Genomic DNA, 26,519 nt, shown 5'->3' with positions numbered 1-26,519 from the left:
GTATCGATCTGCCCGCTCCATCTCTTTCTCCTTACTCCTTCGCCCGCTCGCTCACGTCCACTGTCACTGCTTGATGGCCTCATTGGGGCGTTTCGCTCGATTGCGGCTGAGCCTTTCGGTTAGCTTTTCGGCAAGAAGCCTTTCGTCAAGATTTGTGAAGCAACCCGATTGTGGACCGATTGTCGCTCGATGGCGGAATGCGAGTCGTTACAGGGGCAGCGTTACTGCTGCCAAAAAAATAACCCGAAAATTCGGTTTTTCTCGTCTTCACGCCCTGCGGCGACGTCCGTCGTACAGCAGTTTTTGGGTTAGCGGCAATCCGCACGCTGTTGCGGCGGTGTGTACGGAAAACAGATTGCCGTTATCGAATGCTGCGATCGTGGCGGCTACGTCGCCACGATCGTGGAAATTGGCGGTTGGTCGCCGCTGGGCCCAAAATAACCGTCAATCGCTTAAAATGGGAACAAACGGACATGCAGCGGTTTCCCGCCTTGCTTTAACCCCGGCGGAGGGGCGTGGGGTTCGGAAAACAGAATGCATTTCGTGGAATTGAATTAGATCCCCCCCAATTCGATGTCGGGATCAACCCAATTCGCATTCATTTGATTAGCGCCCCCCTTCCCCCCTGGTTTTTCGAGTTAATAATAGGGGGGTAACTCTGGCAGCCAGATGGACGAAGGGACCTTGCAAACCCCTTTGCAGCGGATTTAAAACCTGCTGATCGCCTTCTAATTACCGAAACTCTCGATTCGAGCTGGGGCGGTAGAAACATCGCGTTTTCGCGTTGTTTATTGTCAGTAAGCGGTCGTCGGAACGCACAGCAGCAATCGCAGTTGCGGTTTCGGTGAACACACGATTGTGTGGGTGGACTCGATGAAAACGTCAAGTTTGGAAAAAGTTTCCGTGTTTGGCGGTTTAGTGGAGTAAAACTTCATCCTGCGTAAGGGTGAGCACCCGAATAGAGTAAGCTTTTGCGGCGAACTTCGCTGGCGAGGTATCTCGGCTACGCTTGACGTGGTGGGAAAATTAAGAAATTGCAGTTACGCGAATCTCTTCTACTTACAGGAATAAGAAAATGACCAAGAAGCTACTAATTGTTGATGATCACGAGATCATTCGGGTGGGCATCGGGCTGCTGCTTGAGGGAACGGAAATCGAAGTCGCGGGTGAAGCCACGACCGCAGCCGAAGCGCTCAGCCAAGTCGAAGCCGTCAAACCCGACGTGGTCCTGCTGGACATTCGGATGGAAGGCGGAGACGGATTGAATGCTCTTGGACGAATCAAGCTAGACCACCCCGATCTTCCCATCGTTTTGTTCTCGGCGTACGACAACCCGACCTACATCGCTCGCGCGGTTGCCTTGGGCGCGGCTGGATTTGTGTTGAAATCCGCAGGCCGCGAACGGCTGACCGAAGCGCTGAAGCTTGCCGTTTCCGGCGAATCGGCGTGGACTCGCGAAGAACTGCGCCGCGTCACTGGTGCCTTGGCGACTCCTCGATTGAGCCAAGACATCGAAGTGCCGTTGACTCAGCGTGAAAGCGAAGTCCTTCGCCAAATGGCGCTTGGGTTGACCAACAAGGAAATCGCCAAGATGCTCGGCATCAGCTACGAAACGGTGAAGGAGCATGTGCAACACATCCTTCGCAAGATCGGCGTTAGCGATCGTACTCAAGCGGCTGTCTGGGCTGTTCGCAAGAACTTGGTCTAGCGCGGGCGGGTTGCGGAGATGATGAAGATCTTCGCAACCCATCAAGCTAGGTCGTTTTTTTCAGAACGACCGGCATAGTACGCGATGCAACCGACGATTGGTTGATGCAAAAAATTCACGACGTGGATCGTGGCAGTCGAATGTCTTTGCAAATTCGGCTACAGTTTCAGGGATGAAAACCTCAACTGATTTAATCCGCGTCGATCTGAATGTTCGCAGCGAGACCTATGATTACCGAACGCCAATGAAATTTGGCGGGCGAGTGGTGACGGATGTCACCGTGGTCTCGGTCGATTGTCATGCCGAAACCGCTTCGCAAACGGCGATCGGGTTGGGCTCGATGACCATGGGAGTCGCGTGGGCGTGGCCGGACGCGTCGCTCGATGATGTCACAAAGCTCGACATCGTTGTGGAATTGGTTCGCCGTATCGCCAACGCGTTTTCAGATCGCGAGTGCACAGGACATCCGCTGGATATTTGCCATCGGATGATCCCCGTACGCGAAGCGATCGCGAAACAGCTTGCATCCGAGCGAGGATTGTCTTCGCCGATTCCTGATCTCGCGGTGCTGCTTGCAGCGTCGCCGGTTGAGGCGGCGTTGTTCGATGCTCATGGAAAAGCGGCAGGCCAAAGCAGTTACTCGCTGCTGTCGCGTCCGCATCTGCAGCATGACTTGGCGCATTTCCTTGGCGAATCGGCGTATCAGGATGTCTGGCTTGGTGATCTGATTTCAGACACACCGGTGTACACCATGCCGCTGTATCATTTGGTCGGCGCACTTGATCCGCTCGGCGATGGCGATTTGGAACAACCCGTCGGCGATGGGCTGCCTGAAACGCTGCACGATTGGATTGTTCGCGACGGTTTGACTCACTTGAAAATCAAACTCAATGGCGACGATCTCGATTGGGATGTCCAGCGAGTGATTCGCACCCACGCTGTGGCTACCGGCGTTCGTAAAGCACCCGCAAAAGGGCAGGCCGATTGGGCATTCTCGCTCGACTTCAACGAAAAGTGCGCGGACGAAGAGTACGTGTTGGCGGTGCTTGAACGCATCACTCGCCAGCAACCCGACGCGCTTCGCTGTATCCAGTACATCGAGCAACCGACCCATCGTGATTTGGAGCGGTTGCCTGCCATCACGATGCACCGTGTCCGCGAGCGGTTGCCGGTGGTGATTGATGAATCGCTCGTTAACCTTCGCTCGCTTCGCACGGCCATCAAACAGGGTTACAGTGGAATCGCGCTGAAAGCCTGTAAGGGGCACGCCGAAGCACTTTTGTTGGGCGCGGTCGCGCGGCACGAGAAGCTGTTCCTGTGTGTTCAGGATTTGACCTGCGTAGGAGCGTCGCTGTTGCATTCGGCGTCCTTGGCCGCTCATATCCCAGGCGTGGCCGCGATCGAAAGCAACGGTCGGCAATATTCGCCTGCAGCCAATCGTCGCTGGATGGCCGAGTTTGGCGAGTTCTTCGAAGTCCGTGGCGGCCAAGTGCCGACGCGAATGCTCGCGGGCCCCGGTCTTGGTTACGGAAGCGATCCTGCGTTGTCGCAGTAAACACGCCGCCGTCATCGACGCAGCAGAAAAAAAGGGGCGTCATGCGATGACGCGTTTGGAAGCCTATTGATCGATCGATTCGATCAGTCGCAAGAACTCAGGCACAAATTGCCGCAGCGCCCGCGAGCGGTGGCTGATCGCTCGCTTGACCGTCAGATCCAAATCGCCAAACGTGCGATGGTATTCGCGGATGATAAACAGCGGGTCGTAACCGAATCCCGCGGTGCCTTGCCGTGTGTGGGCGATTCGGCCGCTGCAGCGTGAATTCGCTTCCAAACGCACGTTGCCTTGTGGATCTGACAGGCACAGGTAGCTATTGAAGTGAGCCGTCCGGCGGTCGTCCGGAATGTCTTTCATTGCCGCAAGCAGTTTGTCATTGTTGGCTTCGTCGTCGCCATGCTTGCCAGCGTAGCGAGCCGAGTGAACGCCGGGTTCACCACCCAGCGCATCGACGGTCAATCCGCTGTCTTCGGCTAACACCCATTGTCCGAGATGCTTCGCCTGAACGGTCGCTTTTAGAGCGGCGTTTTCAGCGAACGTCGTTCCCGTCTCATCGACGTCGATCGAATCTTCAATCTCGGCCAACGCCACTAGCTTGACCTTGTCTTGCGGCAACAGTAATCGCAATTCGATCAGTTTTTTGGCGTTGTTCGTACCGACAACGAGTTGAAACATCAGTTCAGTCCGTGGCGTTTTAGATTTACGTGGGGGATGGCTTTGCAACAGCGTCGGCGATGCGGTCCACGGCAGCGCGAAGCGATCTCGCCGCCATCACAAAATTGGTGTGCCCGCTGACCTCGGGCTGAATCGCTTCGTACAGTTCGGTCGCTTTGCGAAGTTTGCCGAGTTTCTTCTTTGCCATTTTCAAATAGATCGCAGCATCATCGACTTCATCAAGCGGTCCAACCGCCAAGATAAAATCGTAAAGATCACGGACAATATCACGAAGATCTTCGTCATCCTCAGCTTCATCGCAATGTTTCAAGAAGGTTCGCACCATCCATACATGCGTGATTTCGGTATCAATGCTGCGAACACGCGACATCGGGTCGGTCGCTGGTTCCATAACCGTTTCGTCACCGTGAAAAGACGCGGGGTGTTGAAATGAATGCGACAGAGGTCGCCCCGTTGGCTGCACTTAGCTGGACGCTTCGTTGGGCGTTTCGACCGCCTCGTTCGTCACGGCGGTTTCCTCAGCGACCGGAGCCTCCACGGCGGCGGGTTTCGGAGCGGCCGCGTGACCATGCGGCGTGTTCATCGCCACGATCACCACGCCCACAACCGTCAACACCATCCCGACCCACAACAGCGGATTGACGGTGACGTCACCGTGCAATTTCAAAATCGAAACGATCGCCGATACGGTCACCGCACCTCCGAACACGATCGGCATCACTAACAATGCGTTTCCTCGGCTGGTCATCATCGCAGTGGTCAAGCAGACCGCGCCAAAGGCACCCAGCGTGCCTGCCAAGAATCCCCACTTCATCGTCGGGAAATAGACGCCCGAATAACTGAACGTGTCGCCTTTAACTTTCATCATCAGCAAACCGCCGCAAATTGCGATCACCAAATAAGCGATCCCGATGAAGACGTACGGTTTGAAGGGAGACCACATCGGAGCTCCGTTCACCTTCGGAGCTTGAGCGTTCCCGATCGTAGGGCCGTAGCAGCCCCAGAAAATAGCAGTGCCGAGGGCAAATAGGATTGGGATCAACATTTTGTTCATGAAGGGCTCAGTAGGAGGGGGACGATGCAGTCAGTGTGAGGCGAATCGGCGGTCGATACGAGAAACGTCAGATCAGGTTTGGGGGCTGACCGGTTTCCTATCGTAGCCGATCAACGCAGTTAGACGTTGAACAGGAAGTGACAGATGTCGCCATCTTTCATCACATAGCTCTTGCCTTCGACGCGTAGTTTACCGGCTTGTCGAATTTCTTTTTCGGTTTTATAGGTTTCCAGGTCTTCCAGCGTGTAGACCTCGCAGCGGATAAAGCCACGTTCAAAATCGCTATGGATCACGCCCGCGGCTTGGGGAGCAGTCGCCCCCTTGGGGATCGTCCACGCACGGACTTCTTTTTCGCCGGCGGTGAAGTAGCTTTCCAGCCCCAGCGTGCTGTAGGTCGCTCGGGCAATTTGGTTCAGCGCGGGCTCTTCGAGTCCGACTTCGGACAACATTTCGCTGCGATCCGGTTCTTCGAGTTCAGCCAATTCGGCTTCCAATTTGGCACACACGCAAACCACCGTCGCGCCAACCTTGGCGGCTTGTTCGCGGACCTTCTGCACAAGCGGATCGTTGCCTTCGAGGTCGGTTTCGCTGACATTGGCGACGTACAGAACCGGTTTGGCCGACATCAACCCGTAGCTCGAGATCGCCGACGCTTCGACATTGTTCAGCTCAAGCGTCCGCAGCGGTTCGTCCTTGCTGAGGTGTTCGTTGCATTTTTGGATCACCGCGACTCGCAATTTCGCTTCCTTGTCACCGCTGCGGGCGGTCCGTTCCGCTTTGCTGAGCGCATTTTCGAGCGTTTGGATGTCCGCCAGCATCAATTCGGTTTCGATCGTATCCATGTCAGCAATCGGATCGACGGTTCCCGAAACGTGGATCACGTCGGGATCGTCAAAACAGCGGACGACTTGCACGATCGCGTCGACTTGACGGATATGGCTGAGGAATTTGTTTCCAAGCCCTTCCCCCTCGCTGGCTCCTTTGACGATGCCCGCGATGTCCACCAATTTCAGGACCGCCGGAATGGTCTTTTGAGGGGTGATGTACTGGGTGATTCGGGTCAAACGAACATCGGGGACGCTGACGATGCCTTCGTTTGGTTCGATGGTGCAAAACGGATAATTTTCGCTTTGGGCCGCTTTTGATGCTGTCAAAGCGTTAAACAGCGTACTTTTACCGACGTTCGGCAGACCAACAATTCCGGCTTCCATGGCAATGATTTCTATGTGAACAACGTGATGTTAACCCGGAAATGACGTGCGAATCGCGGCAACGCGGTGACAGCTGCACCCATCGGGCTGAAGGCGAAATCGTATCAGCGAAAGCGGTTTGCGCTAACGGTGGACGCTGGCCAAATTCAGTTCCCGGCGAGGCTTTTTCAGAATCCTGAGAAGTTTTTCCGAAATTGGCTTCAGAAAACCGGTCCTGCTGGCCGATACCTTATTCTTGCAAGATGCAGCCCTCTTTAGGTTTCAAGGACGAAGCTGGTCGTCGCTTTTCACCAGCGGATTGTTCGTTGGTGCGTAAGCGGTTTCCGTTTGCTTTCCATCCAGCTGCGAGCAATTCCATTGCGAAACCTTACTCTTGGCGTTTTGATCGTCTCGGGCGGCACGTTAGCCGCATTACCGTTTCGACGTGCCCCTGAAATTGTCGCTCCCGACACCATCGATCAAATGCCCGGATCGTTGTTGAACACGCAAACGTCCGTGGCGGCTGGCCAAAATCGCTTGTCACCGGAGGCCGCTCGGTCCTACGGATCGCCGGTGCCGCCGAGTCTGCGGACCGATCTGACCGAAGACTTGGTGCTCGAAACAACCACGATCGATGCGATGGACACCCAATCGTTCGATTCGTTTTCGTGGAACAAACCGAGTGTCACCGAATCATGGGCGAGTCGACGTCATCAGGCGTACAAACCGTTGACGTACGAAGATTTGGCGGTGCCGATTTCGCGGCCGGATGTCATCAATGATCGCTTCAGTGCCACCGCGTCGGCGGTACAGCAGGCCCAACAGCAATCGCGGGACGCTGATAAAGTCGTCGCCAACATGCAGCCAATGCAAGCCGGAGTGTCCAACGAACCGTGGCCGCGGCAGACCCCCGTCGATGACGCCTACGAACCGGCCGCGGGGAAGGTGGCCAGCGATGAAGATCGATTCAAGGGCAGCCAGCGGTTCGCCCAAATCGATGCGCTGCGAAACAAGGCAGCCAGCGGGGGGCAGCCTTCATCACAGGCATCTGCCGTCGCCACAACCACGGTTCCAACGCCACGACAAAACGCGACGCTGGCAAGCAGCCCGCGGCGCGAACTCGAGCCAACGCTGCCTCCGCCCGCGCAGCGACCGGCCGAGCGTGCGAAACAGTGGATCACCCAGCCGAATTGATCGTCGTTGATCGCGTCGTGATCAAGTGCAATGTCGTTGGTCACTCCGTGATCACCTTTGGGCGAAGACGGCTACGAGTTCGGGCGAAGCCAGCTACGAGCTAAAGATCGGCGAGGTTGTACTCGTTCCGCAGGCAATCGAGGGGGATGATTTGCCGCGAGCAAACGATTCCAATGAATGGTGTCACGCCCCAGTGACCTCAACGATCCTCTTCTGTACTCGCGAATCCCGGTGCGGTGATGTCAAAACTCGTTCTGCTGTTCTCGTTCCTCTGCATCAGTGTTGCTGTCGCGTGTAGCAAACCACTCGCAGCCGAAACGACACGTGATTCCATCAACGTACCGCCGGTGCTGTTGCAGATGATTCGCGATTCCGCGATCCAGGCGGAACTGAAACTCAGCGAAAATCAGCTTGGCTCATTGCGCGACGCCTTGGTCGAAGTCGATGGGCCCTGGTTTCGCTCTCGTAATTTGCCGCCCAAAGAGCAGCGGCCAATTGTCGATCAGTTATCGCAAACGCTCACCGTGCGGCTGGACTCAATTCTCGAGCCAGCTCAAAAATCGCGACTGGATCAACTCGTGTCTCAAGCACTTGGCACACGAATGGTGCTTCGAGAGAACGTGCAAGCCGAGCTGCAGATCGACGAGCCTCAAATGCAATCGCTCGTCGAAACGTTTGCTCACACCGACACGCGATCGGCTGAGTTGCAACAAGCGATCGTCGCGGGTGAAACGTCGGCAGACGATGTCAATAAAGAGATCAATGAACTCAAAGCGGCCGAGCGAGAAAGCTTGCTGAAAATTTTGACCAACACCCAGCGGTCCAAGATCGGCGTGTTGACGGGCACGCCGTTTGATTTCGCCAGTGTCAAACGCACCTACCCGCTGGCGCCCGAATTGCGAAGCGAAGGGGCTCAGTGGATTGATGGCACTGCGACGACGCTGCAGCAGCAACGTGGCAAAGTGGTGGCGGTGCACTTTTACGCGTTCCAGTGCATCAATTGCAAACGCAATCTGCCGCACTACACCGCTTGGCACAACGATTATGCCGACAAGGGATTGGTGGTGATCGGCATCCAAACGCCTGAGACATCGGCGGAGCGAAAATTCGACAAAGTCCGTGCCGCCGCCAAGGCCGAAGGGATCGAATACCCGGTCATGCTCGATGCCGAATCGGCGAATTGGCGATCATACAACACGACGATGTGGCCCACGGTTTATTTGATCGACAAAGAAGGATTCATTCGCCGTTGGTGGCAGGGCGAAATGAATTGGCAGGGCACGCCGGGCGAGCAGCAAATGCGGACGACGATCGAAGCTCTTTTGGCCGAATAGTCACCGCACCATAAATTTCCTTTGATCCCGTGCCGCCCCGTGTGCGTCACAGCTATAAAACCCGCCTCGGTGGTGGTACACTCAATCCGTCCTGTTTGCTTTGGATATTACCTCAGAGAGTTTTAAAGATATGTCGAGTCAGTTTGAGCGTCTTCGCGGAGCCCGATGTCTTGTCACCGGCGGTGCTGGGTTCATTGGATCGCACCTCGTCGACGCGCTGCGTGGTGCCGGAGCGACGGTTCGTGTGTTAGATAACTTCAGCACGGGATTTCAACACAACCTCGATCACACCACGTCCGACGACGAGGTGGAAATCATTAACGGCGATGCGTCCGACGCCGATTGTGTCCGCAGTGCCACCAAAGACATCGACTATATTTTCCATCATGCCGCGATGGCCAGCGTGCCACGCAGCATGCGAGAGCCGGCATTGTGCCACGCGTGGTGCGCCACCAGCACGGTGGAGTTGCTGAAAAGTGCTGCCGACAATGGCGTCAAGCGTTTGGTGTTGGCGTCCACCAGTGCGGCGTACGGCGATTCACCGTTTGTTTCCAAGCGTGAATCCGATCCGGTCGCACCGCTATCACCCTACGCGGCCGCAAAATTGGCCGCCGAATCCTATTGCCAAGCGTTCTATCGTGGGTTTGGATTAGAAACCGTGGTGCTCCGCTACTTCAACGTGTTCGGTCCACGGCAAGATCCCAAGAGCGAGTACAGCGCGGTGATCCCTCGTTTTGTTTCGATGATCCTTTCGGGTGATCGACCGATCATCTACGGCGATGGCAAACAATCGCGAGACTTCGTTTACGTTCGCGATGTGGCTCGAGCGAACATGTTGGCTGCAACCTCGTCCGACGCGCCTGGTGGAACCTTTAACATCGGCCGCGGTGAACGAACGTCGCTGCTGATGCTGCTGAACTCGCTGCGTGACATTTTAGGCCAAGGCATCGATCCAATCCACGAGCCACCGCGGGCCGGTGACGTCCGTGATTCGCTTGCGGATATCAATGTCGCACGTAATCGACTCGGTTTTGAACCCCAAGTCACGATCGATCAGGGGTTGGAAATGAGTGTCGATTTCTATCGCAGCCTTGTCGTGAATGCGTGAAAATTAGCTGCGTGAAGACGCGTCGATGCGTAAAATGAGGCGATCACTACTCTCCATTCTTGTATAGCAAAGTCAAACCATGAGCAACGACAATCCCTATTCGCAGCCGCAGCAACCCCAGCCACCCTTCCATCAACCGCCTGCGAAATCCGGTGGAATGTCGACGGCGGCGATCGTCGGGATCGTATTGGCGGTAGCCTTCGTTGTGATGTTGTTCTGTGGTGGCATCCTCGTCGCATTGCTTTTGCCCGCCGTGCAATCAGCACGCGAAGCGGCTCGGCGGATGTCGTGTTCCAACAACATGAAACAGATTGGTTTGGCACTGCACAATTATCACGCAGCGTATAACACACTGCCGCCGGCCTATACCGTTGATGCGAACGGTCGCCGGTTGCACAGTTGGCGAGCATTGATCCTGCCGTTCATGGAACACCAAGCCCTGTATGAACAGATCGACTTTTCCAAGCCGTGGGACGCACCTGAGAATTTGGCCGTCTCGCAAACGGTCGTCTACTCCTATAGTTGCCCGTCGACGACGTTCGATCCGACGATGACCAACTACCTCGCGGTGGTGCATCCTCAGGGAATTATGTCGGGATCTACTCCGACCACCTTCCGGCAAGTCACCGACGGATTGGCCAATACCGTATTGGTGTTCGAAGCGGATTCCGGCAACGCCGTCAATTGGATGAGCCCCGATGACAGCGACCTGCAAGCGTTTTTAGCAGCGGGATCGGCGCGTGACCAGGGCGGTCATCTCGGAGGATCCAACGTGTTGATGGCCGACGGTGCGGTGAAGTTCGTGAGCGATTCCGCGGATCAAACGGTGCGAACAGCCTTGGTGACCAAAGACGGTAACGAGCAGGTGTCCAGCGGTTTGTAGCGGGAACACCGCAAGGCTGACGCCTCCTACCGTCGGCAATCCCGTGCCGTCGGCTACGACGTTCGACCCGTTGTCGATTTGCTTTGGAAGATCACTCGTCCTCGTTTGAGGGGGCGAGTTTGTTGACGAACGTGGCGATATCCTCTTCGCTCATCCGTTGACGCGTCTGGTTTAACATCGATGCGAAATGGGATTGTCCTTGTTGGCTTGATGGAAAGCCAATGTTTTCGCCCGTCTGCGTGTCGTTGGATGTCACCAACATTTTTCCGGACGCATCGAGGATCGCATACCACGGAATGCCTCCCTTGGCGCCATCTCGCATTTCCTTCATCAGTTCGTAGGCACCGTTCCAGCGGTGATCCATCTTTACCAGGATGTAATCCTCTTCCCACTCGCGGTTTTCCGCCAAGAAACCCGACAACCGATGACACGGACCGCACCAAGTTGCGGTTTCTTGCACGATCACGCGTTTGTTTTCTGTCTTCGCTTTGGCCAATGCCGCATCGAGCAGTTCTTGGGCGTCGTGCCTTTCGCTGAGATGATTGCTCAAAACGTGAATCAGTTTTTCTTTGGACAATTCGTCGTTTTCACTTACTGCGTCCGAGTTGACCGTCGCTACCTTTTGGCCATCGGAATCGAGAATGACGAGCAAGAACTCGCTGCGTTTTCCTGCGATCGATTCATCGAGTTCTTTCGCTAATGCCGTCGCCGCTTCTCGCTTTTCTTGGTCAGTCGGAATGGCCATGAACAAGTAATCGTCCCGTATTTTGCGAAAGTCTTTGTCCTCGTAGCGAATTTGCATCAATTGGTGGATACGCGGGGCTTCGACGTGTCCAAACACAACAAGCAGATGTTGATTGACGAGTTTGATCGATTTCAGTGCCCGCTCGTAACGCTCGATCGGCGTCCCCTTCACCGCAAATGCACTGGCAATTCGCTCTTCTAACGTGGGAGGAACGTAGGGTTTCGGAGGCGGCGGAGTTTGCACGTCGCCCAGTTTCCGCGATTCACCCGAGTCCACTTTCCATTGGGGTAGCGAGTGATACATCCCTTCTTTGGTGACGCCAAGATTGACTGAATACTCAAATCCACCCACCAGTCCATCGATAGAAAATCGTCCTTCGGCGTCGGTGACGACGCTGTCGCCAAACCGAGTGCTCCAAGTCTCACCTGTTACTGCGGGGACATTGATGCCGTAATTGATCTCCTGATTCGGCCAGGGTTGTTCGCTGTCATCCTTCAGCAACCGTCCGGTGACCGAACCGGTCGGTTCAAGGGCGACCTCGAGCGTCGTTTGCTCGGGATCGAGAATGACCACCGCAGCAAGTGACTTAGTTGGATTCTCGACATGGACATAGGTTGGTTCCTTGTAACGCTTGACGCGAAACGTTCCGTCGTCGGCACTTTTGGCAATCCAGTCACGTCCACGAAAGTTTTGGGGGACGCCTTGGAGCACGGCGGATGCGACCGGTTCGCCATCCGCTGCGGCGACAACCTTGCCTGTCAGTTCGACTTCTTTACGAAGGACCGTCGTGACGTTTAGTTCCAGTTCCGTTTGGCCGGCAATTTCAAATTTGTCTGCCTTCTCTTGTTCTGGCGGACGGATGTCATAGTGGCCGTCGCCCAGTGCAAACTCGAACTGACCGTTCTCGTCGCTGATCGCGTGGTAAAAGGTCATTGGACGGACCCATTTGCGAGATTGATCGGGGTTTTTTAGCGTCACTCCCTCCATCGAATCGAGATCACTGCCATATTGATAAACGATCACACGTTGGTTCAGGATCGGTTTACCATCGCTTTCATCGGTTAGCGTTCCAAACACTCGCGTCGCCTCGCGAAGAACAAAATCTTTCCCGATGACCGGTTCGTTCGCGGGAACGGCAAATCCTGTTTGCGGCGCTGCGGCCCATCGCGAATCTCGGACCGTGACCAGATAAATCTGCTCGGGGGCAACGTGAATCTCGTAATTGCCCTGTTCGTCCGTCATAGCGGTTCCCGAACTGTCGTCCATGCTGTAGCCGGCCCCGCGAGCCGAAACGGTAATCTCGGGTACGGGAGTGCCATCGGCAGCGGTGACCTTTCCACGAATCGGTACCAAGCGGTCCAATTGCATTTCAAACGTACCGTCACCCGTTTCTGGATCATAGACTCCACGCGAGCGAACGAATTCGTCGGACGAGGGCCAGATTTGAATCTTCGTGGTTTGCCAGGACGGTATCCAGTCAAAAGTTAGTTCGCCATGTTCATCCGTGGACTCCGAAAGCGGTTCCGAGAAGTAACTGAGGTTCAATTGATTCTCTTGGCTGTCTTTTTTTAGCAGCCAAACGTAGGTTCGGATCGCGGGAATCGGTTGTCCGTTGTCGTCCGTGATGCGAACTCGAAGTGGCTTCGCACCTTCGAGTCGCAAAGTTTCCCCGTTCTGGGCCGGAAACTCCGGCACTTGCGCCAAGGTGTCCGAGCGTTGATGGTGTGGCAGCGAATAGACTCGGTAGTCCAGCCCGTGGTTGCCTTTCCAAGCCACGATCGCTTCGATGCGATCCGATTTTGGATAGCGAAATGTGACTGAGCCAGATTCGTCGGTCGACAAACCGGTGATGTTGTTTGGGAAATTCAGTTGGACCGCGACCGCGGCATCGTTGAGCGGTTTGCCTTCGGCATCGACGACGCGAACCGAGCCCACGTTTGTTTCCGAAAGCTGGATGATGAGATTCTTGGTCTGGACCTCGTCGTTTTCGGACTTCAAACGCTCGATTGAAAGCTGCTTGCCATCGGAACTACTGACACGCAGAAGGACGCCGCCAAGTGCAATCTGCTTAATATCGATTTGTAAATCGAACATGCCGTCCGCATTGGTTGTGACGCGTTTGTCGAGGTTGCCAAACGGCAAACTCGCGTGAACGGTGGCGCCGGAAGCCGGAGCACCGTCGACCGTCAAAACCTTTCCGGAAAGGTTTACGGTCACCTCTTTGTAATCGTCAGCGGAAATGCTGGCGAAGCTGAGGCCGGCCAGAATCAGAACATTCCAATAGATCGCTGCGATACGTCGCAGTGGGCTGCATGGTCTCATTGCGCTGACTTTCGAAGGCGGGCGGGATCGAGTTTGCCATGGTTAAATGCAAACATCGATCATAGCCCATTCCGTCCGCCGTCGCAGGCAGCGGATTCCACTTCGTTGTCGTCACGCACTACACGCGTGCGACGCGGACCGTATTCATCAGGTGATCAATCGATCCGCCTGCGGCGTAGCTAAATTCTACCGACATGGATTCGCCGCTAGCAATTTCAAACGGGGATTCGATTGGAAGCACCAAGCATTGATTGGGCCACGTGATCGCCTTTTCCGCTTGCATGTCGATCGAAATCACGTTTTGAGTGACAAAGCGAAGGGCGTTGACTCGCCCGTCACGTAGTGCAACCACGTTTTCCTTGACCGCAAATTGCATGGGAATGGATTCGTCGTAGGCGATGCTGGCGTATGGCGACAGGTTCGCGAATTCGTTGGTTCGCGGTTGATCCAACTGTGGTGCTTGGAACATCGGCACCGGAGCCTGGTAGCCGGCAAATTCAAACGACTGCTCGACCGGTTGAGCCATCAAGATTGATGCTTCCGGCAAAAAACGCGGCAGCGGTCCGTCGTGGGCTTGTTTGTAGTGACGTTTAAATGCCGCGATGACTTGGGCTTGTTTCTCTCGCAGTAGTCCGACGTGCAGCATTTCGCAAACGACAACATCGACCGCCGCGTCGGGGACATAGCGCGAGGCGTCGGCGTGGATCACCGTGATTTTGTCTTCGAGTCCATTCAGCCGAACAAATCGACGCGCCGTTTCAACAAGTTCGGGATTCCGTTCGACACAGCTGACCGTGGCGCCACAGCGAGCCGCTAATGACGATAGGATGCCAGTGCCGCCACCGAGTTCGACTACATGCATGCCCGGACGAACATTCAACTCGATCGCATCCCGGAACGCTCCGACGCGATCCTCGTCCTGCAGCATGTTGTAGTGGTACAATAGCGGGATGTATTGACCGAGCGTTTTCTCTTCTTCTGACAGATTGCCAGAGGATACGGCTTTGTTGGTGCGGTCGTCCGTAAGCGAAGCGTAAGCAGGACGACGAATCGATGAGGTGATTGGCATGATGGGGTGTGATTTCAAAGGAGCGGAGATCGTGGACGGCAGCGGCACCGAAAAGAGATTGGCTCGCGTGCGCCGCCACATCACACGTTCCAAGCGGTCCACGTTAGCCAGATTCGAAGTCTCGGCTCAAGATGAATTCAGTGCTCCAGCATGCCCTTGCGAACCGACTTCGGCGAGGGCCGACACCGGGGCAATCGCAATGATGTAAACCGTTACCAACGTGACGGTTAAGTCCAGCTTGAATCTTTCTTGGGGGGAACCGTCCGAATTTTGCTTTTTCGGTTAGCAGATAAGCATTACAGGCGGATCGTCTGATTAGCGAAAATTTGCAAACTATTTGAAAGTTATGGGAAAAATCCCCAACAAGATGTAGGCTTGTGGGTAGAGACGGGGACTTCAAATTGGACTCATGTTGTCACGGCTCTCCGACAGTGCTAATGAACAACCATCTTGTTCGCACTTTTTGGCGGCAGACCCGAATAAACGAGCTTCGGTCGATCGCTCAATTATCCTCCAAATTTAGCAAAAACGATGCCGGAACAAACACTCGAAGTATCCAATGAAAAGATGAGCAGTATCCTGGCGCCGCTTCCCGAAGAACTGCGCCGCCATCTTCACTACACACTCGGCCACTACAGCGACGAGAGTAATCCGCATTATTATTATCGTGCCCTCGCCAACGCCGTACGTGACCGCGTTACCGAACATTGGCAAACGACGCAACAGCGATTTGAAAACACCGACCAGCGGTGCGTGCACTACTTCTCGCTCGAATTCCTGTTGGGCCGGTCGCTGAACAACGCGGTTCAGAACTTGGAACTTGACAATGCCACTCGCGAAGCGCTGCATCAATATGGCGTTGAGTTGGAAGAGATTGCCGAACAAGAGCCCGATGCGGGGCTAGGCAATGGAGGTCTCGGACGATTGGCAGCTTGCTTCTTGGACAGTTGCGCCAATTTGCGATTGCCCGTGACCGGTTACGGCATCCGTTATGAATTTGGAATGTTCCATCAAACGATCGAAAACGGTCGTCAAGTCGAGGGGCCTGACCACTGGTTGCGTGATGGCAACCCTTGGGAGATCGAGCGGCACGAAGACGCAAAGACAATCCGCTTCTACGGCCACACCGAACGCTATCTTGACGAAACCGGCAACATGTCGATTCGTTGGGTTGGGACCAACGACTTGTTGGCCATTCCTTACGACATGCCGATTCCTGGTTTCAAGAACGAAACCGTCAACACGCTACGGTTGTGGAAAGCCGAAGCCACCGACGTGTTCGATTTGGAAGAGTTCAACTCGGGAAACTATCCCGATGCAGTGGTGCAAAAGAATAACGCCGAGCAAATTTCGATGGTGTTGTATCCCAACGACGCCAGCGAAAACGGCAAAGAACTGCGGTTGAAACAGCAATACTTCCTCAGTTCGGCCAGCCTGCAAGACGTGTTGGAGCGATGGGTTGCCAAGCATGGACATGACTTCACCGATTTCGGTCGCAAGAATTGCTTCCAGCTGAATGACACCCACCCGGCCTGCTCGGTTCCCGAGTTGATGCGGTTGCTGTTGGATGTTTATCACTTGGATTGGGATTCGGCTTGGAAGATCACGACCCAGTGCATGGCGTACACCAACCACACGTTGCTTCCCGAAGCACTCGAGCGTTGGAGCGTGGCGCTGTTCAGCCGCTTGCTGCCGCGATTGTTGGAAATCATTTACGAAATCAACGAACGCTTCTTGGCCGAGGTCAAGCAAAAATTCCCCGGCGATGTGGCGGTTCTGCGTCGGATGTCGCTTGTCGAAGAAGGCGACCAGCCGCACATTCGCATGGCTTATCTGAGCATCGTGGGCAGTTTCTCGGTCAACGGTGTGGCACACCTGCACACCGAATTGCTGAAGAGCGGTTTGTTCTCGGACTTCTACAAACTGTGGCCTGAGAAATTCAACAACAAGACCAACGGGGTGACCCAGCGTCGGTGGTTGTCGCACTGCAATCCCGGTTTGCGGGACTTGTTGAACGAAACGATTGGCAAGGGGTGGGAATCCGATCTCAGCCAGATCGAAAAGTTGGTTCCCTATGCCGAGGATGCTGAGTTCCGCAAGAAATGGCGCAGCGTGAAGCTGGAAAACAAGCAGCGATTGGCCAAATACGTCAAGACACACACGGGCGTTGAATTCAACACCGAGGCAATTTTTGACGTGCAGGTCAAACGGATTCATGAATACAAACGACAACTGCTGAACGTGCTTCACGTCGTTCATCTGTACGACCGCATTCTTCGTGGCGATACCAAAGACATGGTGCCACGCTGTGTGTTGATCGGCGGTAAAGCGGCACCGGGATACCACGTTGCCAAGCTGATCGTGAAGATGATCAACAACGTCGCGTCGGTTATCAATGCCGATCCAAAAACGCAGGACTTGCTGCGAATGGTGTTCTTCCCGAACTATCGCGTTTCGTCGATGGAGATCATTTGCCCGGGCACCGAGTTGTCCGAGCAGATTTCGACTGCCGGCAAAGAAGCGTCGGGTACCGGTAACATGAAATTCATGATGAACGGGGCTTTGACGATCGGGACGCTCGACGGGGCCAATATCGAGATTCGCGACAAAGCCGGCGCAGAGAACTTCTTCTTGTTCGGCTTGGACGAAAACGGCGTTCAGGAAACGAAAAAGGACTACGATCCAAACGCGATCATCGCTGCCGACGAAGACATTCGGAGGGTGATGGAAATGGTCGAGGGCGGGGTGTTTAATCACCACGAGCCAGGAATTTTCGATCTGTTGACCAAAGGATTGCGAAATCCGTACGACCCTTGGCTGACGATCGCGGATCTGCGCAGTTACATTGATGCCCAAGCAGAGGCAGGTAAGGTCTATTTGGACCAAGAGAAATGGACTCGAATGAGTATCCTGAACTCGGCGCACAGCGGCTGGTTCTCGAGTGATCGAACGATCGCCCAGTACGCAAATGAAATTTGGGACGTCAAACCGTTAGAGGATGCTTAATGCGTTTTCCGAGATCATCGGGGATTCTTTGTCACATCACCAGTTTGCCAACCGCGGTCGGAGATCGCGAATTTGGGATAGGTGACCTTGGTAAGGCGTCGTATGCGTTCGTCGATTTTTTACAAGCTGCAGGGCAAACCATTTGGCAGGTTTTGCCATTGGGCCCCCCCGCGGCCGGCAATTCGCCCTACAGTTGTTATTCGGCGTTCGCGGGCAACCCGCTGCTGATCAGCCTTTCGATGCTGGTCGAAGACGGCTTGTTGGACGAGGACGATTTCGTCATGCCTTCGGGGCTAGGGGCGACCACGTCCAACGTCGATTACCACTTGGTCGGCCAATTCAAGTTGCCGGTGCTTCGCCAGGCGTTCGAAAAATTCAATGAAGACGCCAGCGAAGAGCAGCGTGCCGACTTTGACCGGTTCGTCGAACTCAATGCATGGTGGTTGGATGACTTCGGTCGCTTCGAAGCGCTGATGCGTCATTTCGGTAGCGCAGATTGGACAAAGTGGCCTGCCGAATTGGTGCGTCACGCTGCCCACCCTGAATTCGATCAAGCGATCGAGCAATGGGAAGCCAAGCTGAGTACCGAAATTCAATTTGCTGAATTTCAACAATACATCTTTGATGTCCAGTGGCGAAAACTGAAGCAATACGCAAACGATCGCAACGTGCGAATGTATGGCGATATGCCGATCTTTGTCGCGCATGAAAGTGCTGATGTTTGGGCAAATCAATCGGTGTTCTGTTTGGCCGAAGATGGACGTCCGACGTTTGTTGCCGGTGTGCCGCCGGACTACTTCAGCAAGACGGGCCAATTGTGGGGCAATCCACAATATCGCTGGGACGCGCTCGAGAAAACGAATTACCGCTGGTGGGTGCAACGATTTGGATATGCGTTTAAGCAATTCGATTTGATGCGAATCGACCACTTCCGTGGTTTCGAAGCCTATTGGGAGATTCCTGCGACAGCCAAGACGGCGGTTAGCGGGAAATGGGTCGAAGGCCCCAAAGAGAAGGTTTTCGATGCCGCTCGCGAAAAACTTGGCGAGTTGGCGTTGATCGCAGAAGATCTCGGCATGATCACCGAAGAAGTGCACGAACTGCGCGACAAACTTGGGTTCCCCGGAATGCGAGTATTGCAGTTTGGCTTCTATGTCGCCGAAGACGATTTTCATCGCCCCAGTGCGTTTCCCGAGCATTCGGTGGCCTACACCGGAACCCACGACAATGACACCGTGATGGGATGGTACAAGGAGCGTCAGGTTGCCGAGGGCGAAGAAGATTTATTGGCCGGGGTGGTCACCAGCGATATTGATATTCACCTACAATTGATTTGGGCCGTGCTCAATTCGGCGTCCGATACCGCCATCATTCCGGTGCAAGATTTGCTTGGACTGGGGAATGAGGCGAGAATGAATATGCCGGGATTGGCCGATGGGAATTGGGCTTGGCGGTTGTTGCCAGGCCAATTGACCGACTCGGTTGCTCGAACGATCGGTGAGATGACGCGGAACTCGGGACGGTAAGCAGCGTGAAAATTTGGGTCGACGCCGATGCGGCACCTCAAGACGTCAAGCAGATCGTCTTTCGTGCCGCCAAGCGATTGGATGTCGAAACGATTTTGGTCGCCAACCGGCCGCTGTCGGTGCCCCCGGCGCTGACGATGGTTCGTTCGGTGGTCGTTCGTGAAGGTGCCGATCAAGCCGACCGTTACATCGTCAACCACAGCGAATCCAAGGACATTGCGATCACCGCCGATTTGCCATTGGCAGGCGATTTGGTGGAAAAAGGCGTGTACGTGATCGATCCACGCGGCGATGAGTACTCGCCTGATACGATCGCATCGCGATTGTCGATGCGAAATTTCATGGACGATTTACGAGGCGAAGGGATGGTTGTCGGCCGGTCTTCGCCGTACGGAGAGACGGACAAGAAGGCGTTTGCCGCGACCTTCGATCGCTTGCTGACGAAGGCGTTGAACCGAAAATAGAGGACCTCAGGGACGCTCCGTCGCCATAGGCCCTCTGCTCTGATGAGGCTGGTTGGGAATGTCCCCGATACCACAATCGGATCGCGAGAAGCCGTCGCTGAAATCGGCTTTATCTTCGTCTTCTGCGATTTCCAACCTCGTGGCTGCCTTGGCACTCGTGTCGTGCGTTTTGTTGCCGCATTCGATTGGCTGCGACGACAAGATCGTGCGTCCAGTCGATGTGATTGGCGACGAGTTGAGCAAAGGACCGCCGTTGGTCACGTTGACATTCTTCTGGCCGTACCTCTTTGGCCTTTGCACGTTTGTGTTCTTCGTCGTACTAGTGATCGTGCGGCCCCCGCGAATCGAGCGGATGTTGTTGTCGCTGCCGCTGGGGTTCATGTTGTACCTAACCGCGATCTGGTGCTTGTTGCTGTTTAGCAGTTCGAGTGAAAGTCGGATCGCGTTGGTGATTGCCACGTTCATTGTCCCCTCGGCAACGCTTGTCGCCATCCGCATGACATGGTTGTGGATCGATGATCGGAAAATTGCCGCGGCGATGTGGGCGCAGAGCTATCTATGCATACTGGCGATCTTTTCGCTGCGTTGGTTCTGGATTCTGCCGATCAAACAGATGCTTTATGGTGGCGTGTTGTCAATGATCGCGGCGGCCGCCGTGATGGTTGCGTCATGGACATGGCCGTGTTGGATCGAGCATGACTTTTGCGACCGCAATCATCCAGCTCGGCAGTTTCAGATCACGCTAAAGCAGATCATTCTGGGCATTCTGGTGATCGCAATCGCAATGACCTATTGGCAATTCATGCAGCGGCAATAGACGATCCGCCGTGAACTTCCGCCAGTTGCGTCATGTCACCTCTCCCAAACGAAGTTTGGGAGAGGTCGAGTAGAGCATTCAGCGATTGCTCGGGTGAGGGCCGTCCGAGCAATCTAGCGGCTGGCTGCAAGCTCTGTTGCGCGGTCGGCCCTCACCCGAACGAGGCCTAGGGGCCCGTTCGACCTCTCCCGAGCTGAAGCTCGGGAGAGGTGGCTTGCGCCGTGTTACCTCTCCCAAACGAAGTTTGGGAGAGGTCGAGTAGAGCGTTTAGCGATTACTCGGGTGAGGGCCGTCCGAGCAATCTAGCGGTCGTCTGCATGCTCCGTTGCGCGGTCGGGCCTCACCCGAACGAGGCCTAAAGGGCCCGTTCGACCTCTCCCGAGCTGAAGCTCGGGAGAGGTGGCTTGCGTTGTGGTGCCTCTCGCAAACGAAGTTTGGGAGAGGTCGAGCAGAGCCTTCAGCGATTGCTCGGGTGAGGGCGTCCGAGCAATCCTGCGGTCGGCTGCAAGCTCCGTTGCGCGGTCGGCCCTCACCCGAACGAGGCCTAAGGGCCCTCACCCGAACGAGGCCTAAGGGCCCTCACCCGAACGAGGCCTAAGGGCCCGTTCGACCTCTCCCAGGCTTCGCTCGGGAGAGGTGACTTGCATTGTGTTACCTCTCCCAAACGTAGTTTGGGAGAGGTCGAGCAGAGCCTTCAGCGATTGCTCGGGTGAGGGCTGTCCGAGCAATTCAGCGGTTTGCTGCAAGCTCCGTTGCGCGGTCGGCCCTCACCCGAACGAAGCCTAAGGGCCCGTTCGACCTCTCCCAAGCTTCGCTCGGGAGAGGTGACTTGCGTTGTGGTGCCTCTTGCAAACGAAGTTTGGGAGAGGTCGAGCAGAGCGTTCAGCGATTGCTCGGGTGAGGGCGTCCGAGCAATCCTGCGGTTTGCTGCAAGCTCTGTTGCGCGGTCGGCCCTCACCCGAACGAGGCCTTAAGGGCCCGTTCGACCTCTCCCGAGCTGGCGCTCGGGAGAGGTGGCTTGCGTCGTGTTACCTCTCCTAAACTCCGTTTGGGAGAGGTCGAGCAGAGCCTTCAGCGATACTCGGGTGAGGGCTGTCCGAGCAATTCAGCGGTTTGCTGCAAGCTCTGTTGCGCGGTCGGCCCTCACCCGAACGAGGCCTAAGGGCTCGTTCGACCTCTCCCAAGCTTCGCTCGGGAGAGGTGACTTGCGTTGTGGTGCCTCTCCAAAACGGAGTTTGGGAAGAGGTGGCAGATATGTTGCGAAACTGCCAAACCACGACAGTTCCATTGATTGACCCGTCTAATGCTCATGCTCCCGTTTGCACGACGGGTTGAGCGTGACGGTCGCTGCACAGGACGACCAACAGATTTGAAACTAATGAGGCTCGCTGTGCCGCATCCAATTCGACGATCTCGTCTCGTTTGAGATGCTCCAGTGCCATCTCGACCATTCCCACGGCACCGTCGACAATCTTGGTGCGTGCGGCGACCACGGCGCCGGCTTGTTGACGCTGTAACATCGCGGAGGCGATTTCCGGCGCGTAGGCCAAGTGACTAATGCGAGCCTCGATCACGTTTACCCCCGCCTTTTCGAGTCGCTCTTGGATGTCTTCGCGAAGTTTGCTGCAAATCTCTTCGGTGTTGCCGCGAAGCGATTGTTCGTGGTCTTCGCTGTCGTACGGGTAGCGTGTCGCCAGGCTCCGCAAGGCGGCTTCGCTTTGTACCTCGACAAAATGTTCGTAGTCATCGACCTCGAACAACGCCTCGGCCGTATCGGTGACTTTCCAGACCACCACGGCGGAGATTTCAATTGGGTTTCCATCTCGGTCGTTGACCTTAGACGGACGACTCGCCGAGCGGCTCTTCGCTTGCACTACGGTGCCTGCAGCATCCTTCTTTTCTGGCGTCGATGATGATCCCGTTTCAAAGTTGCGAATTCGCAAGCTCACTTTGCGTTTGGAGAAAAATGGGTTGACCCAGAAAAAGCCTGATTCTTTGACGGTTCCGCGATAATCCCCAAACAGCAGCAAAACGCGGGAATCATTCGGCGCGATCGCCATCAATCCGAACATCCCTACAATCCCTGACGGAATCATCATCACCCCGAGGACCGCAAAGAATCCATTTTCGGCCGCCGCGGCGGCAATCAAGGTGAATCCGCCAAAGAGGATCAACCCCAGACAGGCAAATAAAGCGAACCAACCCGGACTGGGACGCAGCAGTTTCTCGGGATGAGCTGGAAGATCGCCCGATGTGTGGTTTGGATTCATTGGTGACGACATGGACGCGGTTCCTGGACGATGGCTAGCGTGATGTAACGTGCGTTTTGAGTCTGAGGATTCACGGTCCCCTCAAACTCGCACCCTTTTGCGACAGACTGACAAAAGGAATAGGCAGGGAAAGCTGCACTGTAAGGGCGCGCCAATGTCGGTTTGGTCGTCGAATCTACGGTCCGCCAGTCATGGGCTAACGCAGTTCGCATCAACTCTCACCGCTTCAAAGCGTCTTCGCCCCCGTCAACATCCAGTCTCCGTGTCTCCGTGTCTCCGTGTCTCCCCCTCTCCCCTCTCCTCACTACCCAAACCTCGCTGCAAAACCCGCACTACCGTCAAACTCGGCGTCAAAATGTAGCGTTTAGGCAACAAAGTACGTTGTTTTCTTGCATCATGCCCCCATCTTGCGTGCTACGTTTCCTTGGACAAAGTGTGTCCGGAACGAATCCAAACACGACGCAGGCCGATGAACCACCACGCAGCACGAAGCGAGCCGAATCGCAACCAGAATTTGCCTTTGCGGCAAGTTCTGATCGTTGCCGTTTTGCTGATCTTCGCCGTTGCCAGCGGTTGCAGCCGATTGCGTTTGCCTGCGATCGATCCGACCGGATCCTGCCTGTTCGCTCCGCTACCGACCACCACCGAACTCGCACTGCCTGGATCCGCAGGTGAAAGCTGCCTGTGCTTCAACTGCTTGCGAGGCTTCGGTTCCTGCCTGACCAATCCTTCCTTTGCCTTCCCCACCCCTGCGTTTCCTGAACCGGTCGAGCCGCCTGCGTGTGCGACACCGAACACCGGTGCGTTAGGGACGGCTGCGGGACCGAAATGTTCTTTGCTGGGTAAGCACTGCAAGGACAACGAAGCTTGCGTGCCAAGTGCACCGTGTAACGGTTCGTGCCAAAGCGGACCGCCGTCGATTCTGTATGGTGACGAAATCACCAATACCAATCCACGCTGTTTGCCCGATCGTGGCGAACGCGGCTGTATCTTGTTGACGCCACAGAAAATTGTCGCTCCCGTCGGCGGCGAAGTCATTTTGTTATCCGGAATCTGTGGTGCTGATGGGTATTTGCAGATGAACCAACCGCTCGAGTGGATGTTGACTCCCGACAGCGTGGGTACGTTCATTCAAGTCGGTGACGACGATCCGGGGCTTTTGCACCGGATGACAGTAAAGAAACAACGTCCTGAAAAACATGATCCCTCGTACGCTCACGGTTTGACCAGCACCAAGCGAATGCTGATCACGCGTGGCAACCTAGATCGCAGTGACGATGTACAGCTAGAAAAAGGCCAAACTTGGATTTCGATTAGCAGTCCAAGTGAAGGCACCAGTCGTGTGACGGTACTGGCACCCGAAAGCGAGTGCTGGGATCAACGCAAAGCCACCGCGACGATCTACTGGATCGACGCACGCTGGCAATTCCCCGGGTCACAAATCGTGCCTGCGGGAACCCCGGTTACCTTGACCACTCGAGTGACACGTGCCGAGGGCAGCTTGCCTGCACGTGGATGGAAAGTGCGTTACGAAGTACAACAACCCGAAACCGCAACGTTTGCGGGTACCAACGGTTCGTCGGTCGCCGAGGCGGTCGTCGATGAAAACGGCAACGCAACGGTAGAATTACTGCCGATTGCGGGTACCAGCGGCACTGTCACGGTCGATATGCAAGTCATTCGACCGGGAGGCGATTCGGATAATATGCCAACGATGACGCTCGGCCGCGGACAAACCTTTGTCACCTGGAGTTCACCCCAGTTGGCTGTCCGCGCGGGCGCTCCATCGCTGGCCAGTTTTGACGTTCCTTACGAAGTCGTCGCGAAAGTCTCGAACCCAGGCGACCAGCCTGTGAATAATGTCCGCGTCTCGGTCGAGTTTCCTCCGGGGACTCGCGCCGTCAGCGCGGACTCATTCGCCCAAGTTTTACCCAATGGCGTGCTTTGGGAAATCGGTACGATCCCAGCCATGATGGAATTGGACTTGTTCATGAACGTGACATCACAGTCGCCTGTTCAGCTGACCATCCAAGCTCGTGGCGACGGAGGACTGTTTGACGAAGACACCGTGCGTGTCGATGTGTTCCGGCCTTCGCTTTCGCTTACCGCGCAAGCTGAGAAAGAACGATACGAGGCGGGCGAAGAAGTCACGTTCAATATCGATGTGAAAAACACCGGTGATCGTCCATTGACGAACGTTAACTTGAAGGCGTTTGGCGATCCAAACATGCTGCATCCCGAACGAAACACTCGTGAACTGGGCAACCAATTGACCGATGGCCCGCTGCAACCGGGCGAGACATGGCCTACGACCATCACATTCATCCCGACCGCATCAGGACGTCGCTGCGTCAATTTCGAAGCGACTGCCGACGGCGGACAACGTGCGGTCAGCGAAGCATGCGTGACCGTGATCAATCCGATCCCCGAGGCACCCGCATTGACGCTTTCGATTGAAAGCCGCGATCGGGTCGAGACCGGCGATATATTTGTGGTTCGCACCTACATTAACAATTCGGGACAAACCCCGATTCGCGATGTACGCGTGATGTTGCAGTACGATCCACAACTACAATTGCTACAGGCCACCGAAGGAGCGTCCGAACCACGTGCGGGACAAACGGTGATTCAGTGGGACGTGCCCGTCGTGAATCCAGGCCCAATTGTGAACCCTAATGATCGTGTCGTCTTGGAAGGCCAATTCCGAGCGATGGCGACCAATCCGCAGTCGATCGTACGTGTCGAGGCGGTGGCGCGAGACGGAACATCCGCCAGTGGCGAACATGTTTTCGCAATCGTCGCCGGTGCACCTCCGGCGTTGCCACCCTCAGGAACCGCGCCACCGTTATTGCCACCGGCGACCACGCCGCCACGGATTCCAGGTGGTCCAGGCGAATTGCCGGCAACACCTGATACGGGGCCCGTGGCTCCGGCATTACCATCAGGTCCGGCGAAATCGGATCGCGTTCAAGTCGAGATCTTTGGGCGTGATAATCCGGTCCGCGTGGGACAGCCGATTCGCTACACCTTGCGTGTCACCAATGATTCCGATCAAGTCGACGGCGAAGTCAGTGTGCGGTTCAATTTGCCACCGGGTGTGGCGGTCGAACGGATTACACAACGTCGCAGTCCGACTGGAGGTGAATTCGATGTCAAGGCCGGTGCGATTTACTTGGCCGATATCCGATCAATGCGTCCAAACGAGACAGTTGAATACGATATCGTGATGAGTAGCAATCAACCGCAAACGTTCGAGTTGAATGTGGAATCGGTCAGCCGTCGCGGCCCTGGTGGCGTCGACAGCGTCCAAACCGAAGTGATTCCATAAACACACGTAGCACAGGCTGCCAGCCTGTGGGATAGGCTTCCAGCATGTCAACTTGTCGAATTGACCTCTAGCCTGTCATTGTGTGGGATAGGCTTCCAGCCTGTCATCCAACAGTAAACTAACAGCATCCATGGCTCGTGAGGGTTGCGTTATCGATCGCGGCAATCGCAAAACAAACTAGCAAGATCGGCGACGGTGCATGTCAAGCGATTTCTTGCAAACGGTCAAAGATTGCTTCGCAGCCGTGCGCGGTTGTTGGGTTCGTATGGTC

18 protein-coding genes are annotated in these 26,519 nt (G+C 55.4%); 11 read left to right on the top strand and 7 right to left on the bottom strand.

All coding sequences use genetic code 11. From position 1 onward, the window contains the following. The first annotated feature begins 1,075 nt into the window (after window positions 1-1,075). Both ABEA92_RS02075 and ABEA92_RS02070 read left to right on the top strand, forming a co-directional pair. Entirely contained in the window at window positions 1,076-1,708 is a 633-nt protein-coding gene (locus ABEA92_RS02075; protein WP_345682134.1) for a response regulator, read from the top strand. 172 nt (window positions 1,709-1,880) lie between these two features. Then, on the top strand, window positions 1,881-3,263 hold the full coding sequence (locus tag ABEA92_RS02070) for an enolase C-terminal domain-like protein (protein ID WP_345682133.1): 1,383 nt from the start codon (window positions 1,881-1,883) through the stop codon (window positions 3,261-3,263). Between the two features lie 63 nt (window positions 3,264-3,326). Here the strand turns inward: ABEA92_RS02070 and rdgB are convergent, their stop codons facing one another. From rdgB to ychF, 4 genes are all read right to left on the bottom strand, one after another. Continuing rightward, entirely contained in the window at window positions 3,327-3,938 is a 612-nt protein-coding gene (rdgB, locus tag ABEA92_RS02065) for an RdgB/HAM1 family non-canonical purine NTP pyrophosphatase (protein WP_345682132.1), read from the bottom strand. Between the two features lie 25 nt (window positions 3,939-3,963). After that, window positions 3,964-4,329: an amidohydrolase gene (locus tag ABEA92_RS02060; RefSeq protein WP_345682131.1), complete on the bottom strand. Its 366-nt coding sequence runs from the start codon at window positions 4,327-4,329 to the stop codon at window positions 3,964-3,966. A 72-nt stretch (window positions 4,330-4,401) separates the two neighbouring features. After that, on the bottom strand, window positions 4,402-4,992 hold the full coding sequence (locus ABEA92_RS02055; protein ID WP_345682130.1) for a hypothetical protein: 591 nt from the start codon (window positions 4,990-4,992) through the stop codon (window positions 4,402-4,404). Window positions 4,993-5,111: 119 nt separating this feature from the next. After that, window positions 5,112-6,203: a redox-regulated ATPase YchF gene (ychF, locus tag ABEA92_RS02050; protein ID WP_345682129.1), complete on the bottom strand. Its 1,092-nt coding sequence runs from the start codon at window positions 6,201-6,203 to the stop codon at window positions 5,112-5,114. Window positions 6,204-6,560: 357 nt separating this feature from the next. Between ychF and ABEA92_RS02045 the strand changes: the two genes are divergently transcribed. From ABEA92_RS02045 to ABEA92_RS02030, 4 genes are all read left to right on the top strand, one after another. Next, a complete protein-coding gene (locus tag ABEA92_RS02045; protein WP_345682128.1) occupies window positions 6,561-7,376 on the top strand; it encodes a hypothetical protein in 816 nt (271 codons plus the stop codon). 239 nt (window positions 7,377-7,615) lie between these two features. Further along, the gene (locus ABEA92_RS02040) at window positions 7,616-8,710 is read left to right on the top strand and encodes a redoxin domain-containing protein (RefSeq protein WP_345682127.1); all 1,095 of its coding nucleotides are present in this window, start codon (window positions 7,616-7,618) and stop codon (window positions 8,708-8,710) included. A 130-nt stretch (window positions 8,711-8,840) separates the two neighbouring features. Continuing rightward, window positions 8,841-9,818 carry an SDR family oxidoreductase gene (locus ABEA92_RS02035; RefSeq protein WP_345682126.1) on the top strand — a complete coding sequence of 326 codons (978 nt, stop codon included), beginning with the start codon at window positions 8,841-8,843 and terminating at the stop codon, window positions 9,816-9,818. Window positions 9,819-9,897: 79 nt separating this feature from the next. Continuing rightward, complete coding sequence (locus tag ABEA92_RS02030; protein ID WP_345682125.1) at window positions 9,898-10,701, top strand: DUF1559 domain-containing protein; 804 nt, start codon at window positions 9,898-9,900, stop codon at window positions 10,699-10,701. Window positions 10,702-10,792: 91 nt separating this feature from the next. Here ABEA92_RS02030 and ABEA92_RS02025 read toward each other — a convergent pair whose 3' ends face one another. Both ABEA92_RS02025 and ABEA92_RS02020 read right to left on the bottom strand, forming a co-directional pair. Continuing rightward, the gene (locus ABEA92_RS02025) at window positions 10,793-13,768 is read right to left on the bottom strand and encodes a carboxypeptidase regulatory-like domain-containing protein (protein WP_345682124.1); all 2,976 of its coding nucleotides are present in this window, start codon (window positions 13,766-13,768) and stop codon (window positions 10,793-10,795) included. Between the two features lie 118 nt (window positions 13,769-13,886). Beyond that, entirely contained in the window at window positions 13,887-14,837 is a 951-nt protein-coding gene (locus ABEA92_RS02020; protein WP_345682123.1) for a methyltransferase domain-containing protein, read from the bottom strand. A 531-nt stretch (window positions 14,838-15,368) separates the two neighbouring features. On the opposite strand from ABEA92_RS02020, the gene ABEA92_RS02015 reads away from it, so the two are divergent. Genes ABEA92_RS02015 through ABEA92_RS02000 form a run of 4 tightly spaced genes read left to right on the top strand, consistent with a single transcriptional unit; the run spans window position 15,369 to window position 20,650 of the window. After that, a complete protein-coding gene (locus ABEA92_RS02015; protein ID WP_345682122.1) occupies window positions 15,369-17,843 on the top strand; it encodes a glycogen/starch/alpha-glucan phosphorylase in 2,475 nt (824 codons plus the stop codon). After that, window positions 17,843-19,369: a 4-alpha-glucanotransferase gene (gene malQ, locus ABEA92_RS02010; RefSeq protein WP_345682121.1), complete on the top strand. Its 1,527-nt coding sequence runs from the start codon at window positions 17,843-17,845 to the stop codon at window positions 19,367-19,369. The genes ABEA92_RS02015 and malQ overlap by 1 nt, the downstream gene beginning before the upstream one ends. A gap of 5 nt (window positions 19,370-19,374) precedes the next feature. Then, window positions 19,375-19,833 (top strand): YaiI/YqxD family protein, encoded by a 459-nt coding sequence (locus tag ABEA92_RS02005; RefSeq protein ID WP_345682120.1) that lies wholly within the window; start codon window positions 19,375-19,377, stop codon window positions 19,831-19,833. A gap of 58 nt (window positions 19,834-19,891) precedes the next feature. Next, window positions 19,892-20,650, top strand: a complete 759-nt coding sequence (locus tag ABEA92_RS02000; RefSeq protein ID WP_345682119.1) for a hypothetical protein — start codon at window positions 19,892-19,894, stop codon at window positions 20,648-20,650. A 1,307-nt stretch (window positions 20,651-21,957) separates the two neighbouring features. Here ABEA92_RS02000 and ABEA92_RS01995 read toward each other — a convergent pair. Beyond that, window positions 21,958-22,932 carry an SPFH domain-containing protein gene (locus ABEA92_RS01995; protein ID WP_345682118.1) on the bottom strand — a complete coding sequence of 325 codons (975 nt, stop codon included), beginning with the start codon at window positions 22,930-22,932 and terminating at the stop codon, window positions 21,958-21,960. 457 nt (window positions 22,933-23,389) lie between these two features. On the opposite strand from ABEA92_RS01995, the gene ABEA92_RS01990 reads away from it, so the two are divergent. Next, the gene (locus tag ABEA92_RS01990; protein WP_345682117.1) at window positions 23,390-26,248 is read left to right on the top strand and encodes a COG1361 family protein; all 2,859 of its coding nucleotides are present in this window, start codon (window positions 23,390-23,392) and stop codon (window positions 26,246-26,248) included. Window positions 26,249-26,519: the final 271 nt, after the last annotated feature.

The organism is Novipirellula caenicola, from assembly GCF_039545035.1.
GTDB lineage: Bacteria > Planctomycetota > Planctomycetia > Pirellulales > Pirellulaceae > Novipirellula > Novipirellula caenicola.
The sequence above is the reverse complement of the archived record's forward strand: the minus strand, read 5'-3'. Positions and strand labels throughout refer to the sequence as shown.

Coding starts and splice junctions, on each gene's coding strand:
- ABEA92_RS02075 (WP_345682134.1), top strand. CDS start 1,076: ATGACCAAGAAGCTACTAATTGTTGATGATCACGAGATCATTCGGGTG.
- ABEA92_RS02070 (WP_345682133.1), top strand. CDS start 1,881: ATGAAAACCTCAACTGATTTAATCCGCGTCGATCTGAATGTTCGCAGC.
- rdgB (WP_345682132.1), bottom strand. CDS start 3,938: ATGTTTCAACTCGTTGTCGGTACGAACAACGCCAAAAAACTGATCGAA.
- ABEA92_RS02060 (WP_345682131.1), bottom strand. CDS start 4,329: ATGGAACCAGCGACCGACCCGATGTCGCGTGTTCGCAGCATTGATACC.
- ABEA92_RS02055 (WP_345682130.1), bottom strand. CDS start 4,992: ATGAACAAAATGTTGATCCCAATCCTATTTGCCCTCGGCACTGCTATT.
- ychF (WP_345682129.1), bottom strand. CDS start 6,203: ATGGAAGCCGGAATTGTTGGTCTGCCGAACGTCGGTAAAAGTACGCTG.
- ABEA92_RS02040 (WP_345682127.1), top strand. CDS start 7,616: ATGTCAAAACTCGTTCTGCTGTTCTCGTTCCTCTGCATCAGTGTTGCT.
- ABEA92_RS02035 (WP_345682126.1), top strand. CDS start 8,841: ATGTCGAGTCAGTTTGAGCGTCTTCGCGGAGCCCGATGTCTTGTCACC.
- ABEA92_RS02030 (WP_345682125.1), top strand. CDS start 9,898: ATGAGCAACGACAATCCCTATTCGCAGCCGCAGCAACCCCAGCCACCC.
- ABEA92_RS02025 (WP_345682124.1), bottom strand. CDS start 13,768: ATGAGACCATGCAGCCCACTGCGACGTATCGCAGCGATCTATTGGAAT.
- ABEA92_RS02020 (WP_345682123.1), bottom strand. CDS start 14,837: ATGCCAATCACCTCATCGATTCGTCGTCCTGCTTACGCTTCGCTTACG.
- ABEA92_RS02015 (WP_345682122.1), top strand. CDS start 15,369: ATGCCGGAACAAACACTCGAAGTATCCAATGAAAAGATGAGCAGTATC.
- malQ (WP_345682121.1), top strand. CDS start 17,843: ATGCGTTTTCCGAGATCATCGGGGATTCTTTGTCACATCACCAGTTTG.
- ABEA92_RS02000 (WP_345682119.1), top strand. CDS start 19,892: ATGTCCCCGATACCACAATCGGATCGCGAGAAGCCGTCGCTGAAATCG.
- ABEA92_RS01995 (WP_345682118.1), bottom strand. CDS start 22,932: ATGTCGTCACCAATGAATCCAAACCACACATCGGGCGATCTTCCAGCT.
- ABEA92_RS01990 (WP_345682117.1), top strand. CDS start 23,390: ATGAACCACCACGCAGCACGAAGCGAGCCGAATCGCAACCAGAATTTG.